Raw genomic sequence first — 15313 nt, 5'->3', positions numbered from 1 at the left:
GGCCAACTGCCGATTGTGCACCGAACCCCGGTGAAAGAGCCTGTGCAGGGCTAGTCTGAGGTCTTTCCGCTGTCCCCGCCCCGCGAACCACGCTGCTCCGCGCGGTACTGCCGCCGTCGTCGCCGGTTATCCGAAAGCGCTGCGCGCAATGGAGGCAGCCGAAAGCCCTCCAGTGCCATCTGTTTGCGCACCGCTGCGCGGCAGGAGAGCACTCCCCCTACCCCCACCGCCAGGACAAGGAACTGCACGGACAGCGCTATCCGGAAGGAATCAAGTGAATACAGGTCACCGTGGGAGAACCCGCTGTTATTGAGTAGGTCCAGCACCAATCCCACAACATACATGGTGAGCAAGGAGGCACAGAAGCCACCAATATTGACGATTCCGGTCGCCGTGCCCATCCGATGCGAGGGATTATAGGTCCGGGCGAAATCGAAGCCAATCATCGATGCCGGGCCACCCAACGCCAGCACCAGCACCAGCACCAGCAGCAGCCACAACGGAGACCTTCCAGGTTGCAGCAAAGTGGCGAGCCACACGACGGCGATGGCCGCGGCAATCAATAACACCATGGTGGATCGCCGCAGCGGATGCCGGCCGACCCAGCCGCCCAACAGCGGCCCACAAATAATGCCGACGACGACGAACAGGCTCATCAGCAACGTCACCACGGCCGGGTCGACCCCCTGCCCGGAGGCCAGAAAGGGGTAGCCCCACGTCATGATGAAAACCGTGCCGGAGAACTGGGTGGTGAAGTGACTCCACATACCCAACCTGGTGCCGGGCTGTTTCCATGCTTTGGTGATGGCTGAAGCGGTTTCCCTCAGGCCGTGGGCCGTCCTGGCATCCGGCTCGCCCGCTGGCTGGTTGCGCAGCAACGCTGCCGCCAGCACGAAGGCCAGCAGCGAGAGTCCGGCAACACCCAAAAAGGCCGGGCTCCAGCCGAAAGCATGCAGGACCAGCGCAAAGGGGATCACACTGATCAACTGTCCCAGCTGGCCCAGCTGTCCGGTCAGCTGAGTTAATAACGGGACGCGGGAGGCGGGAAACCAGGCCGGGATCAGCCGCAGGACGGCAATGAACGTCATCGCATCTCCGGCACCCACCAGCACCCGGCCCACGATGCCGGCCGGGACTGAGGTCGCCGCAGCCAGCTGGACCTGCCCCAGGCACATCAGCACTGCACCGCATGCGATCATCAGCCGCGGGCCGAAACGGTCAACCAACACCCCGACGGGTATCTGCAGCGCCGCGTAAACCAGCAGCTGTAGCACGGTGAAGGCCGACAGCGCGGAGGCGGTAGCCCCGAAGCGGGCCGTTGCTTCCAGCCCCGCGACGCCAAAGGAAGTCCGTGCCGTTATGGCGATCAGATAGGCGAACACTCCAACGCCCCAGACGAACCAGGCCCGGCCGTACCCACCGCGGGACACGGCGCCGTGCCCCTGTGTTGTGCTTCTCTGCTGGCCAAAGCCGGTTCCGCTCCCACTGGTTTTCACACCACCATCTTAGGTGGGCAACACGCAGGAGACCTCCGTCCCGACCGTTACCGGAGCCCGACCGCGACCGTTACCGGAGCCCGACCGCGACCGTTACCGGAGCCCGACCGCGGCCGGCCGGCGCTCAGGAGCCGCCGCCGTCGTTCTCCTTTTCCTGGCTGGCCAAGTAGGCCTCTACTGCGGCACCCAAAGTATCCGCGTCCGGCAACTCGTCATTCTCGCCCGCCAACAGCGAACGGCGCGCCATTCCCTGGGCCCGGTCATCGAACTGACTCTCCAGGTTATGCACCACGGCCTGGACCTCTGCGGAGCCCTGCGTCTGCTCCGCGATCTGGCGCTCCACGTCTCGTCCGGCTTCCCGCAGACGTTCGCTGGGCAGCATCAGGGATGCCACCGCGCCCAGGTGCTCCAGTCCGGCGACGGCGGCCGGCGGGTACTCGGCGTCGGCTAGGTAATGCGGAACATGGATTGCGTAACCGGCCACGTTCCGGCCCGCCTCCTGCAGCCGGAATTCCAGCAGATGACCGACGGCGGACGGCAGGTCCACCGTGGCCTGCCAGGTCGAGATTCCTTCAATCAGCTCGGGCCTATTGCCGTGCACGGTCACGCCGATCGGGCGCGTGTGCGGGACCGGCATCGGGATGGAGTGCACCCAGGCCACCAGATTGACATCGAAGCGTTTAACCAGCTTCAGCACCGCACCGGTGAACCGCTCCCATTGCAGATCGGGTTCATTACCTGTCAGGAACAGGAAGGGCTTATTCAGCGCGTCCTTCATCCGGTACAGCGCCAGCCGCGGCTGCTGGTAATCGGTCAGACGGTCCTGCGCAAAGGTGATCCGCGGACGGCGGGAGCGGTAATCGATGAGCTGATCGATATCGAAAAATGCCACCGGCTCGCTTTCCAGCTGCCCAAGCAATTCAGTGGTGATCTGCGAGACGACCTGACCGGCGTCGGAAAAGCCGGAAAAACCCATGAGCATATTCAGTCCGCGCAGATCCTCCTGCTGCAACAGCGCGTCGTTGAGGGCGTACAGCCCGGACGGCTCCATAAACGGTGTGTACTCGATGTCTTTCACTTTCTTCCTCCACGAACCAAGGCCCGGCGTTCTGGTCCGCCTGCTGGCAGACATGTGACGTAGCGTTATCAGCCCAGTACCGCTACTAGTTGTTAGAACGTCCTGACTACCCCGAACATTCCGGCGTCCAAGGCCCCGGGGCGGCGCCGGCCATCTCGGCCCTCGTTTATCGTAGCGGCGACCCGCCGTTGCGCCGTCCGTGCGCTTCCTCGGACTACGATCTTATTCAACGCCGCAAACGGTAACCACCCACAACCAGCGAGGATCAGTATTCGTGTTCAAAAATCATGAAGTAACTCTCCGTGCCATAGCCAAAGACCTCAAAAAGGATGATTCGCAGGCCCTGGTGGTCGGCGTCGGGCAAGGCAGCAATGGACCCGTGCTTTTAGACAACCCCTTGCCCGCGAAGGCCGCTAACGCGCTGGCAGCATCACTGCAGGTTCTAGGCATCACCGGTGCCGCCGATGAGGTTCGTCGCCTGCCCGGTGTCCCCGAGGTCGGCGCCCAGGTCCTGGTGCTCTCCGGCGTCGGTAAGCTCACCGATAACCAGACCAGCGAAGAGGCGCTGCGCCGCGCGGCCGGGTCCGCCATCCGGCAGCTCGCCGGCGTTAGTTCCGTCGCCGTCGCCCTTCCGACGACGACGGTGGGTCAGGCGGCCGCGGTTGCTGAAGGTGCCGCTCTGGGTGCCTATTCCTATACCGGTCACCGCGCCGCTGACGCCGCGAAGACCAACGTCGGGACCATCACCATCTTCACCCCGGCAGCGGAGGACCCGGCGCTGGCACCGGCTCTGGAACGCGCTTCCATTGTCGCCAAGGCCGTCAATGCGACCCGCTCACTGGTCAACGAGCCTCCTAGCCATCTCTACCCTGAGACGTTCGCGGAGGCGGCGAAGGATCTGGCCAAGGGGCTGCCCGTCAAGGTCACCGTGATGGACGAAAAGCGGCTGGAACGCGAGGGCTTCGGCGGGATCATGGGCGTCGGCCAAGGGTCCTCCCGCCCGCCGCGGATGGTCAAGGTGGAGTATGCACCGGCCCGGGCCAAGGTTAAGCTGGCGTTTGTGGGGAAGGGCATCACTTTCGACAGCGGTGGAATTTCCCTCAAGCCCGCCGGCAGCATGATGACCATGAAATGCGATATGGCAGGTGCGGCCGCGGTGTTCAACGCCCTGCTGGCCGTCGCCGAGCTGGGCCTGCCGGTGAAGCTGACGGCGTGGCTCTGCCTTGCCGAGAATATGCCCTCGGCAACGGCCATCCGCCCCTCCGATGTGCTGACCATGTTCGGCGGCAAGACCGTCGAGGTTCTGAACACCGACGCCGAAGGACGCCTGGTGATGGCCGACGGCCTCGCGGCGGCATCCGCGGAATACCCTGATGCCATCCTGGATGTCGCCACCTTGACCGGAGCGCAGGTGGTCGCGTTGGGGAACCGGGTGTCTGCAGTGATGGGCGACGACGGCGTCAGCGCCGCGGTGAAGGCCGCTGCCGACCGCGCCGGGGAACTGTTCTGGCCCATGCCTATGCCGGAGGAATTGCGTCCGTCGTTGGATTCCCCGGTTGCGGATCTGGCCAACATCGGCGAGAAAATGGGCGGCATGATGACAGCCGCGGTGTTTTTAAATGAGTTTGTCGGCAAGGCCAAGGACGGCTCGACAATTCCGTGGGCGCATCTGGACATCGCCGGACCGGCCTTCAATGAAGGGGCTCCCTTCGGCTACACGCCCAAGCAGGCCACCGGCATTGCCGTGCGCACGCTGGTCGCGTACGTGGAGGACGTGCTGGCCCGAACGGCCTGATCCGGCAGCCCTTACGGCCGGCGGCATGATGACCGCCGGCCGTGACAGGTCACTCACACAGAATCGTGAAACTCGACACAACGCCGTCATCTGCGCGTCCCGCAGGTGGAGCATGGTTACTGTGGACGATAAGGTGAAGGCTGAAAGTCTGCCTGCTGGATTCGTCGCTGCACAGAAATCCGGCACTGCAGGTACGTCAGACCACGTTGTTTAGTTGCAGTAGTGAACAAAGCAGTGAACAAAGTAGTGAACAAGAAGGCGCGCGGCTATGCGCGTCAACCGATACGCGAGGGAGCGTCTAAGTGGCCGATCAGGCAGCTGCGCAAGAATTTGACATCCTGGTTCTCGGGGCTGGGAGCGGCGGCTATGCCGCAGCCCTCCGTGCCGTCCAGCTGGGCTTCACTGTTGGACTTGTCGAGAAAGGCAAGTTGGGCGGAACCTGCCTGCACAACGGTTGTATCCCCACCAAGGCGCTGCTGCACTCTGCGGAACTCGCCGATCATGCCCGCGACGCTGCGAAGTACGGCGTCAACGTCACCCTTGACTCCATTGACATGAGGGCGGTCAATGCCTACAAGGACGGCATCATTGCCGGCAAGTTCAAGGGCCTCAGCGGCCTGATCAAGGGCAAGGGCATCACCGTCATCGAAGGCGAGGGCAAGCTCACCGCCGAGAACACCGTCACGGTGAACGGAACCGCCTACACCGGCAAGAACATAATTCTGGCCACCGGGTCCTACTCCCGCAGCCTGCCGGGACTGGAAATCGGCGGGAAGGTCATTACCTCCGACACCGCCCTGACCATGGATTACCTGCCTAAGAGCGTCATCGTCCTTGGCGGCGGCGTGATCGGCGTTGAATTCGCCTCGGTCTGGAAGTCCTTCGGCGTTGACGTCACCATCATCGAGGGCCTGCCCTCGCTGGTGCCGAACGAGGACGCTGCCATCATCAAGGTGCTTGAGCGCACCTTCAAGAAGCGCGGCATCAAGTTCAGCACCGGCACCTTCTTCCAGGGCGTGGAGCAGAACGACGACGGCGTCAAGGTGACTCTCGTCGACGGCAAGACGTTCGAGGCAGATCTGATGCTCGTCGCCGTAGGCCGCGGGCCCTCCACCGCCAACCTGGGCTACGAAGAGGCGGGTATCACGATGGACCGCGGCTTCGTCATCACCAACGAACGCCTGCACACCGGTGTGGGCAACATCTACGCCGTCGGCGATATTGTCCCCGGCGTACAGCTGGCGCACCGCGGTTTCCAGCAAGGCATCTTCGTTGCCGAGGAAATCGCCGGCAAGAGTCCGGTGGTTGTTGAGGACATCAACGTCCCCAAGGTCACCTACTGCGACCCCGAAATCGCGTCGGTGGGCCTGAGCGAAAAGGCAGCCAAGGCTAAGTTCGGCGACGACAAGGTCGAAAGCGTCGAGTACAACCTGGCCGGCAACGGCAAGAGCTCCATTCTCGGTACCGGTGGCCTGGTGAAGTTTGTCCGCGAAAAGGACGGCCCCGTCGTCGGCGTTCACATGATTGGTTCACGCATGGGCGAGCAGATCGGGGAGGCTCAGCTGATTGTCAACTGGGAAGCCTACCCCGAAGACGTCGCGCAGCTGCTCCACGCGCACCCCACGCAAAACGAGGCCCTGGGCGAGGCTGCCATGGCCCTGGCCGGCCATCCGCTGCACGGCTAGTAACACTTGCTTAGTGCACCCGGTGTTCCGCACCGGGTGCACTAAGCTCAAAGCAGTATTCCCAGCGGTATTTCAGGCGTAGAAATACCGCTATCAATTCGCATTGCAGATAAAGGAGAACGGGGACGAAATGTCTGAATCCGTGAACTTACCCGCCCTTGGTGAAAGCGTCACCGAAGGTACCGTCACTCGCTGGCTCAAGCAGGTTGGTGACCGGGTTGAGGTAGACGAGCCCCTGCTCGAAGTCTCAACCGACAAGGTTGACACCGAGATCCCTTCTCCGATCGCGGGTGTGATCGAGGAAATTCTTGTTGCCGAGGACGAGACGGCAGAGGTCGGCGCCCCGCTGGTGCGCATCGGCAGCGGTGATTCGGCAGCGACCGAAGACGCTGCAGCGCCGGAAGCGAACGTTTCCCCTGCCGAGACGACAACGCCTTCCGCTGACGCTCCGATCGGTTCGGATTCTTCCGCCGCGAAGAGTGAACCTGTCGCTCCCGATAATGGAGCTTCGTCCGGTGGCGGCGAGACGCACGACGTCATTCTGCCTGCATTGGGCGAGAGCGTGACCGAAGGAACCGTGACCCGCTGGCTCAAGGCGGTGGGCGATTCCGTTGAGGTCGATGAACCCCTTCTTGAGGTCTCCACGGACAAGGTTGACACCGAGATCCCGTCCCCCGTGGCAGGAACGCTGCAGGAAATCCGCGTCAACGAGGACGAGACCGCCGAAGTCGGCTCCGTGCTCGCCGTCATCGGATCCGGCGCGGCCGCTGCGTCCGAACCCGCCCCTGAGGCCAAGCCGGCTGCCGATGCCAATTCTACACAAACCCAGCAGAAGCCCGTCGATACGGCTGCTCCCAAAACGGGTGCAGGCACCGAGGCTCCCGCACCGGAAGCTGAGGTTCCCTCTGCTGCACCCTCTGCACCTCCGGCGTCGGCCCCTACGGTTTCTGCGGCCAAGGATTCGGCAGCCAAGACCACGGCACCCTCTGATGGCGGTGAAGCCGGGTACGTCACTCCGTTGGTCCGCAAGCTGGCCAACCAGCACGGAGTCGATCTGGCAGCTGTCACCGGCACCGGCGTCGGCGGTCGCATCCGCAAGCAGGACGTCGTTGCTGCTGCCGAGGCGAAAGCCGCACCGGCGCCCAGCGCTGCCCCCGCGGCGGCCCCGTCCGCCCCGGCTGCGGCTTCGTCTGCAGCCCCGGCCGCTGCAGGTGCTCCGGCCTCCTCGCTGCGCGGTACGGTCCAGAAGGCTCCTCGGATCCGGCAGGTCATCGCCCGTCGTATGCGCGAATCCTTGGATGTTTCCACTCAGCTGACGCAGGTGCACGAGGTCGACATGACCAAGATCGCCAAACTGCGTACGGCGGCGAAGGGTACCTTCCAGGCTCAGAACGGCGTCAAGCTCACCTTCCTGCCGTTCATTGCCAAGGCTGTCGCCGAGGCCCTGAAGCAGCACCCGAAGGTCAACGCTGCCTATGACGAGGACAAGCAGGAGATCACGTACCACAACGCCGAGCACCTGGCGATTGCTGTGGATACGGACAAGGGTCTCTTGGTTCCTGTCATCGCCGATGCCGGCAACCTCAATCTGGCCGGTTTGGCGGCCAAGATTGCCGACGTTGCGTCCCGGACCCGAAATAATAAGATTGGCCCGGACGAGCTCTCCGGCGGAACGTTCAGCATCACCAACATCGGTTCCGTGGGCGCCTTGTTCGACACGCCAATCATCAACCAGCCGCAGGTCGGGATTCTCGGTACCGGTGCCATCGTGAAGCGGCCGGTCGTGATCACCGGTCCTGACGGAGACGACACCATCGCGATTCGTTCCATGATGTACCTGTCCTTGACGTACGACCACCGCCTGGTCGACGGCGCCGACGCCGGACGTTTCCTGCAGACACTGCGGGCGCGCCTGGAAGAAGGAAACTTCGAGTCGGAGCTGGGCCTCTAACTCCCAGTTAGCCACTGCCGATGGGCGCTCTTTCCATTCAGGAAGGGCGCCCATCGGCGTTCTACTTCCGTCGTATATTTGTTCGACTCAAGTATTCTAATTGGTGATTGGTTAGGATATGATTGGTGTATGGGAACCGGTCGGGGTTTTGAGGCGCTTCTGGAGGAATTCCTCGAGGCTCCCGGACATGCCCGGAACGTTCATGATGCCGGGTTGCCGGAGCTGTTTTGGGGTCCGGCCAAATACGTTACCGAGAAGGACCTCAGGCACCCGCAGGCCGGTCCCCGCGCGTTGCTGGCCGCCCTGACGCGGGAGGACAACCCCGCGGCCCTGGACCCGATCGCGGCGGCCACGGCCCTGGCTGAACTGAATCCCGCCGGCGGCGGAGCCGATGAATTCCTCGATTACGCCGGCGCCGCCGGGAAACTGATCTCCTGGGCCCAAGCCGTCCAGGCCCGGGCCGTCGCGGCGTTCGCGACCGTTCGTCCGCCACTGCCGGAGGAAACACCCCGGCGCTCCACGGTCCCGGCCCGGTCCGAATGGATTTCCGAGCGCTCCAAACACGCCGCCGCGGAAATCGGTGCCGTCCTGCATCTGAGCTCCTTCGCCGCGCAACGGCTGATGGACCAGAGTGAATACCTCACCCAGCTCCTCCCGGCCACCTTGGCCCTGCACGAACAAGGGATCCTAGACAAAGCACGGGTGCAGGCGATCTTCACCGGCCTCGCCACCACCCCCGCACACCTATGGCCACGGGTCGATGCCGCGATCGCCGGGACCGCACCGTCCCTGACACCGAAAGCACTGGAACGCCACGCCCGGGTCATGGCCGAGAAACTCGATCCCGAACCCCTTACCGCCCGCTTCGAACGCGCCCGCACCACCCGTGATGTCTGGTTCACCCCGCAAGCCGATGGCATGGCCGACATCGGCGCGCACCTTTCCGCCGTGGATGCCCGCCGGCTCTACGAGACCATCGACGCCTGGGCCCACCGCGCGCAACAAGAAGGCGAACCGACCACCGCGTCCACACCCGGAGGGAAACCCTCCCGCGCCATCAACGAATACCGCGCCGACGTCTTCACCGACATCTTCGACACCACCACCAACCCCAACACCGATACCGACACCGACACCGACACCGACACTGATGCCAGCACCGACACCGAGACCGCCCCGGTCCCTGAGACCGGTCCCGGAAACACCCGTACCACCTGCACCGGGACCACCAACACCGGCAGCTCCAACACCGGCAGCTCCAACACTGGCAGGGCCGGGCTGGGCCGGGCTGACGCGGCCGGATCCCATACCGGGGCCCGGGGCGGCCTGGTACGCGGTCGGCGGTGGGCGCCGGCGCAGATCGCCGTGACCGTGCCCGTCCTGACCCTCCTCGGCGTCGAAGACAAACCCGCCGTCCTCGACGGCTACGGACCAATCCCCCTCGAGACCGCCCGCTTACTGGCCGGGAAAGCAACATCCTGGCTACGGATCCTCACCGACCCCGAAACCGGGACCATCCTCTCCATCGGACGCCGCCAACACGACCCGCCCGCAGACCTCAAACGCTGGATCATCACCCGGGACCAAACCTGCCGCGGCATCGGCTGCGACAAACCCGCCAGGGACTGCGACATCGACCACACCATCCCCTACTACCGGCAAACCTACGCCACCGACGGCACACCCGTACCCCTGGGCGAAACCAGCGACACCAACCTCGGCCCACTCTGCACAACAGACCACCACCTCAAAGACAACCCAGGCACCGGCTGGACCGTCAGCCAACCCACCCCAGGCACCTTCATCCACACCTCACCCACCGGCCGGACCTACACCAAAAACCCCCAACCCCCACCCTTCTAGGGCCGGCCTGTGCGAAGTCTCTTCGCACAGCATAGGGTGGGACAGTAAGGACGTATTGGAACATCCGCCGCCAGTACCGGCAAAGTTCCACAGCCTACTGGCAGCACCAACTACCCTAGGAGTTAGCATGGCTACTACACGCACAGCCCATACCGTCTGGAACGGCGATTTGCCCAGTGGTTCCGGGCAGGTCACGCTGGATACTTCCGGCGTTGGCACCTACGACGTCACTTGGAAGGCTCGCTCGGAGCAGGCTGAAGGCAAGACCAGCCCGGAAGAATTGATCGCCGCCGCTCATTCGGCTTGCTTCTCCATGGCATTCAGCAACATGCTGGGCGAAGAAGGTAAGACTCCCGACGAGGTTCATACCACCGCCGATGTGACCTTCCAGCCGGGAGAAGGCATCACCGGCAGCCACTTGACGCTCAAGGCGAAGGTTCCCGGGCTCAGCGAAGAAGACTTCCAGCGTATTGCCGACAACGCAAAGTCCGGCTGCCCGGTCTCTGCGGCACTGGCTGGCGTCAATATTACGCTGACGGCCTCGCTGGAGTCTTAACCCGCGCCACCGGCGCTCCGCATGGGGTTCTCCCCCCGTCGGGAAGATCTGACTCGAAGGCCGCGGTCCCCTCGGGGAATCGCGGCCTTCGACGCGTAGGGGGACAACACACGCTGGCCCGTATGCCCCGCCAAATGGTCATGGACCATCACGACGGGCGTCCATGCTCACGTTTTTAGCTTGGGCGCAGACAACGCACCACAGTGTGAGCAGTGGGTCCGGCGCTACTGGCGCCGCGGCCGGTCCGGCAAAGCGCCGGGGGCCCGGCTGGGATATCCGCTCAGCGGCGGCGGCGTCTGCGTGGGAATCTCGGCGAGCATTTCCTTGAGCACACCGATGGCATACTCCAGCTGCGGGTCGGACCCGTCGCCATAGGCGTGCGGTGGGAAGGGCACCTCGATGTCCGGATCGACGCCATAGTTTTCCACCTTCCAGCCGACTCCCCCACTGAACCAGAAGGAATAGCGCGGCTGAGTCACTCCAGTGCCGTCGGCCAATGCGAACTTTCCGTCAATTCCTATGACACCGCCCCAAGTCCGCATGCCAACAACGGGACCAATCCCCCGCAGTTTAGCCACCTGAGTGATGATATCCCCGTCGGAGCCGGCGAATTCGTCGGTGAGGACCACCACCGGACCGCGTGGTGCCTGAGCGGGGTAGATGCCCGGCTTAAGGCCCCGAGCGTGTGTCCACGCGGTCATCTTTCGGCCGATCAGCTCTGCCACCAGCTGCGAGGTGTGGCCACCACGATTTCGGCGGACGTCCATAATCAGCCCGTCCTGGGCCGTTTCCGTATCCAGATCGCGGTGCAGTTGGGCCCAGCCGCGGGCCTGCATGTCCGGAACATGCAGGTAGCCGAACCGCTCCGCGGATGCCTGCCGCACTGTTCGGCGATTTCCCAGCACCCAGTCCTGGTAGCGCAACCGTTCTTCATCCTTTATCGGCACAACGGCGATCCGGCGCACCGCGCCCGCGCCGCCGTCGTTCGCGGCTCCAGCGTGCCCGCGGCCGTTCCGTACGGTTAGTTCCACGGTTTTCTCCGCGGCGCCGACCAGCAGCGTTTCGGGTCCTTCTGCAGGCACGTCCTCGCCGTCGATTCGCAGGATTACATCGCCCTGAAGCACACCGGCACCGGGCGCGGTCAATGGCGAACGGGCCTGCGGATCCGACGATTCTCCGGGAAGGACCCGTTGAATTTCCCAGCCTTGGTCGGTACGCTTCAGATCAGCGCCGAGCCTCCCCTGCTGGCCAGCGTCCACCTCGGTGACCGGTTTCGGCGTGACGTAGGCATGCGAGGTCCCCAGTTCCCCGTGCATTTCCCAGAGCAAATCCACCAGGTCATCGTGGGAGCCCAGTTTCTCCACCAGCGGCCGGTATCGGTCGTAAACACCCTGCCAGTCGATCCCTGCCATGTCGGCAGTCCAGTAGAAATCCCTTTGCAGGCGCCACGCTTCGTCAAACGCCTGGCCCCATACCTTCAGCGGCTCCAGCTGGACGCGAACGCGGCTCAGGTCCACGGTGACACTCTCCGGGGCGCTCTCCTCCACCTTCGCGTTCGCCGGGACCACACGAACCTTGTTCTCGTGCACCACCAGGACCCGCTTGCCGTCCCCGGTCACGCGATAGGCGCTGGCCGTCGGTACCAGAGTGCTGACCTCGCGCTTGGCAATATCGAACCGTTCCAGCCGCTGGGCCGTCGGCTCGTCCGTTGTCACTGCACGACCGTCGCCTGTGACACCTTCTCCCGCACCGGCCAGCCAAAGCAACGCTCCGTCCGCCGCACTGAGCTTTTCGTAGTTGCCCTGCGGAACCGGCACCGGAATGAGCCGGTCGGCAATGCCCTGCGCGTGGACCACCAGTTCCAGCGGCTCGTCGCCGGCAGCTGTCATGGCGTCCGGCTCGGCCTCGGTACCTTCCACTGAAGGGCCAAAGGGCGACGGCGTATTGGTGGCCAGCGCGATCAGGAACGGTTTGGTTGAGGAGGGGAAACTGAGATCAAATCCGTGTGTGTCATAGACGGGATCGAAGCTGCGCTGTGACAAAAATGCGATGAAGCGGCCGTCCCGGGTGAAAGCAGCACCGTGATCGGCAAACCGTCCATCGGTCAGTTCGATGATCCGCGCTGTGTTGTCCCCAGCGGAGTCTTCCCCCACGGTGTCTTCCCTAACGGGGTCACCAACTCTGCTCAGCCGTATCCGGGAACGGCTGGTATCGGCACCTACGGGTTCCGCCCACAGTAACCAGGCTGAGTCGGGGCTGAAGACAAGTTCGCCAATTGCTCCGGCGTCGGTGCTGGCGATCTCGCGCAGGGTTTCCGCTGCAACGTCCAGGATTAGCACGGCGCCGAATTCGGTTCCGATGGCAGCAAATCGGCCGTCCGGACTCGCGGCGATCTCACTGGCGCGGGTTATGCCCGCAAAATCAATCCGCTTCGTCGATGTGCCAGGAACGGCCGGGTATCCAGCGTCCGTCGTCGTTGCGGAGCTGGCCCAGGCTGCCGCACCGTCCGCGGTTGGTGACACCGGCGGGCGCCCAGTCGCCCCTTTTCCACCCGGGCGCGGGTCATAGTCCGGGGCATCGACCTCCTGCGCCGGGAGTGCGGCAGCTGCCGCACTGTCCTGACTGACAGCGGCGGCCGAGACGGGCCGCGGCAGTTCGTCCTGCGGGGCCGGGGGCGTAGCTGCCGCCGGGCGGCCAGTACCGCTTGCGCCGGAACTGTCTGCCGCAGGCTCCTGACCGGTCCTCTCGTTCCCGGGCAGCGCAGCTGCGGACTTCTCTGATACACCGCCAGTAATGTCTTTGAGGTAAAGCGCCTCGACGCCGCCGTGATCGGCAACGTAAATCACCTTCCCGCTACCCAGCGGCCGGACCAGACGGGCCCGAACGCCGGGAGCTGCCTCCAGAATCCGTGACGGACCGTCACGGTGCGTCAACCAATGCGCCGTGCCGTGGGCCTCCAATGCACTGGCCCTGCCTGTTTCGTCGGGCATGATCTGACCCAGGTGCTCGCCGACGTTCAGCGCCCGCGGTCGGCGTCCGGTGGATGCCGAACCAAGCGTGATCTCCAGCTTGACCGGCTCGGCATCGAGGCTGGGCAATAGGAACAGACTGCCGGAAGACTCGAAAACTACCCGCTGTCCGTCCGTTGCAGCATGCCGGACGTAGAACCCCTCGTGGTCGGTGTGCCGCTGCAGCCCGTCACCGTTGGGCCGGACGGAGTAGACATTGCCGTATCCCTCGTGATCGGAGAGGAATGCAATGCGGTCCCCAATCCACATGGGATCGGTTAAATTGCCGTCCAGCCCGGGCACGAGCCGGGAAAATTCTCCCGATCCATGGGCATCGATCCACAGCTTCCCGCCGGTGCCGCCGCGGTACCGCTTCCACCATGCCGGTTCGCGGGACAATACGGAAGAGACGACGACGGGTCGCTCGTCTCCGATTTCCGGGCCGAAGGCGGCGGATTCTACCGGGCCGTATGGCAGCAGGCTGCGACTGGCCCCATCTGTTTTCACTGCATAGGCCCAGGTATGACGGCTCTCTGCTTGCTCAAATGCGCTCGTCACCAAGACATCCCCCGCGGCGGTAAACCCTTTGACCTTCGTGCTCGGATGCCCAAAATACGTCAGGCGGCGGAAGCCACCGCCGTTGACAGCCGAGCTCACCACCTCCGGCGCCGCGCCCTGGATCACCGTCCACACCAGGTGGCTGCCGTCCGGGGTGAATCGCGGGTTCCTTGCCGGGAGCTGAAGGGACGACACCCGCCACGCCCGGCCGCCACCCAGCGGCGCCACCCAAACGTCGTCCTCCGCCACGAACGTGACCATGTCTGCGTGGACGTGCGGAAATCGGAAATAGCTGGAAGTGGTCATTGTCCGATCTTAGCCACACCCCCAAAGGGGCCTGCAGGAAGGAAGAAGAGCTGCATCTGCCGGTCTTTCGCCCGGGCGGACTCCGTGATGTGATGAACGCATGCGAATCCTAATCTCCGGCGCCTCCGGCCTGCTGGGCTCGGCGAGCAGCCTGGCCCTGACCCGCGCCGGTCACCACGTCATAAAACTCGTTCGTCGTTCGGCACAGAGGCCGGACGAAGTGCAATGGGACCCGGCCCGGCAAGAGCTGGATCCGCGTCGGCTGGAGGGCATCGACGCGGTGATCAACCTTTCCGGCGCGGGGTTGGCCAACCGCCCGTGGACGCGGGGCTATGTTGAAACGCTCTATGAATCGCGGGTAGATCCAACCAGGACCCTGGTTCGTGCCATGGCGCGGATGCAGAATCCGCCGTCGGTCTTCCTCAGCCAATCTGGAACGGGATACTACGGCGAGGCCGATTCAACATCCGTCGACGAGTCGTTTCCTTCGGCGGAAGATTCTTTGCTGGCCGATATTTGCCGCCGCTGGGAGGACGCCGCATTTGCCGCCCCCCAGGAGGTCCGCACGGTCGTCATGCGCACTGGAGTCGTCGTGACGCGCCGCGGAGGTGCGATCGGGAAGCTGCTGCTGCCTCTGAAGCTCGGCCTCGGTGGTCCACTCGGCAGCGGCCAGCAGTACTGGCCATGGATTTCCCTTCCGGATGACGTCGCCGCGATGGAATTCCTACTGCGGACCGAAATCCGTGGGCCGGTGAACCTTTGCGCGCCCGAGCCGGCCCAGGTCGGGGCGCTGGTCGAGGAATTGGGGAAGGCGTTCGGAAAGCCGTCACGTCTGCGTGTACCTAAAGTGGTCCTGACCACGCTGCTGGGGGAGATGGCGAAGGAAACGCTGCTGACCAGCACCCGCGCGGTCCCCGGGGTGCTGCTCGAGCACGGATTCACCTTCCAGCATCCGACGGCGGCGGCCGTGGCGGCATGGGTAGGCGGCCCGGAAGAATCCACCGTGATTTAGCGCAC

Annotated in this window: 9 protein-coding genes; 6 read left to right on the top strand and 3 right to left on the bottom strand. The window is 64.2% G+C overall.

Features of this window, described 5'->3' with window-relative positions:
* Window positions 1-50 precede the first annotated feature (50 nt).
* Together OS914_RS05090 and OS914_RS05085 are read right to left on the bottom strand one after the other, a co-directional pair.
* Complete coding sequence (locus tag OS914_RS05090) at window positions 51-1430, bottom strand: MFS transporter (RefSeq protein ID WP_267545079.1); 1380 nt, start codon at window positions 1428-1430, stop codon at window positions 51-53.
* 190 nt (window positions 1431-1620) lie between these two features.
* Window positions 1621-2547, bottom strand: coding sequence for a proteasome assembly chaperone family protein (locus tag OS914_RS05085; RefSeq protein WP_267545078.1), 927 nt, complete (start codon window positions 2545-2547; stop codon window positions 1621-1623).
* A gap of 301 nt (window positions 2548-2848) precedes the next feature.
* Here OS914_RS05085 and OS914_RS05080 point away from each other — a divergent pair, with 301 nt between their 5' ends.
* The 5 genes from OS914_RS05080 to OS914_RS05060 all read left to right on the top strand — a co-directional run bounded on the left by OS914_RS05080 (window position 2849) and on the right by OS914_RS05060 (window position 10424).
* Window positions 2849-4369 (top strand): leucyl aminopeptidase, encoded by a 1521-nt coding sequence (locus OS914_RS05080; protein WP_267544981.1) that lies wholly within the window; start codon window positions 2849-2851, stop codon window positions 4367-4369.
* A gap of 302 nt (window positions 4370-4671) precedes the next feature.
* On the top strand, window positions 4672-6054 hold the full coding sequence (gene lpdA, locus OS914_RS05075; protein WP_267544980.1) for a dihydrolipoyl dehydrogenase: 1383 nt from the start codon (window positions 4672-4674) through the stop codon (window positions 6052-6054).
* Between the two features lie 130 nt (window positions 6055-6184).
* Window positions 6185-8005, top strand: coding sequence for a 2-oxoglutarate dehydrogenase, E2 component, dihydrolipoamide succinyltransferase (gene sucB, locus OS914_RS05070; RefSeq protein ID WP_267544979.1), 1821 nt, complete (start codon window positions 6185-6187; stop codon window positions 8003-8005).
* A gap of 129 nt (window positions 8006-8134) precedes the next feature.
* On the top strand, window positions 8135-9868 hold the full coding sequence (locus OS914_RS05065) for an HNH endonuclease signature motif containing protein (RefSeq protein WP_267544978.1): 1734 nt from the start codon (window positions 8135-8137) through the stop codon (window positions 9866-9868).
* Window positions 9869-9995: 127 nt separating this feature from the next.
* The gene (locus tag OS914_RS05060; RefSeq protein WP_267544977.1) at window positions 9996-10424 is read left to right on the top strand and encodes an OsmC family protein; all 429 of its coding nucleotides are present in this window, start codon (window positions 9996-9998) and stop codon (window positions 10422-10424) included.
* A 224-nt stretch (window positions 10425-10648) separates the two neighbouring features.
* On the opposite strand, the gene OS914_RS05055 is transcribed toward OS914_RS05060, so the two are convergent.
* Window positions 10649-14296, bottom strand: coding sequence for a S41 family peptidase (locus OS914_RS05055; protein ID WP_267544976.1), 3648 nt, complete (start codon window positions 14294-14296; stop codon window positions 10649-10651).
* A gap of 100 nt (window positions 14297-14396) precedes the next feature.
* On the opposite strand from OS914_RS05055, the gene OS914_RS05050 reads away from it, so the two are divergent.
* Window positions 14397-15308 carry a TIGR01777 family oxidoreductase gene (locus OS914_RS05050; RefSeq protein ID WP_267544975.1) on the top strand — a complete coding sequence of 304 codons (912 nt, stop codon included), beginning with the start codon at window positions 14397-14399 and terminating at the stop codon, window positions 15306-15308.
* Window positions 15309-15313 lie beyond the last annotated feature (5 nt).

The sequence above is a fragment of the Arthrobacter endolithicus genome (assembly GCF_026627425.1).
Taxonomy (GTDB): domain Bacteria; phylum Actinomycetota; class Actinomycetes; order Actinomycetales; family Micrococcaceae; genus Arthrobacter_M.
The sequence above is the reverse complement of the archived record's forward strand: the minus strand, read 5'-3'. Positions and strand labels throughout refer to the sequence as shown.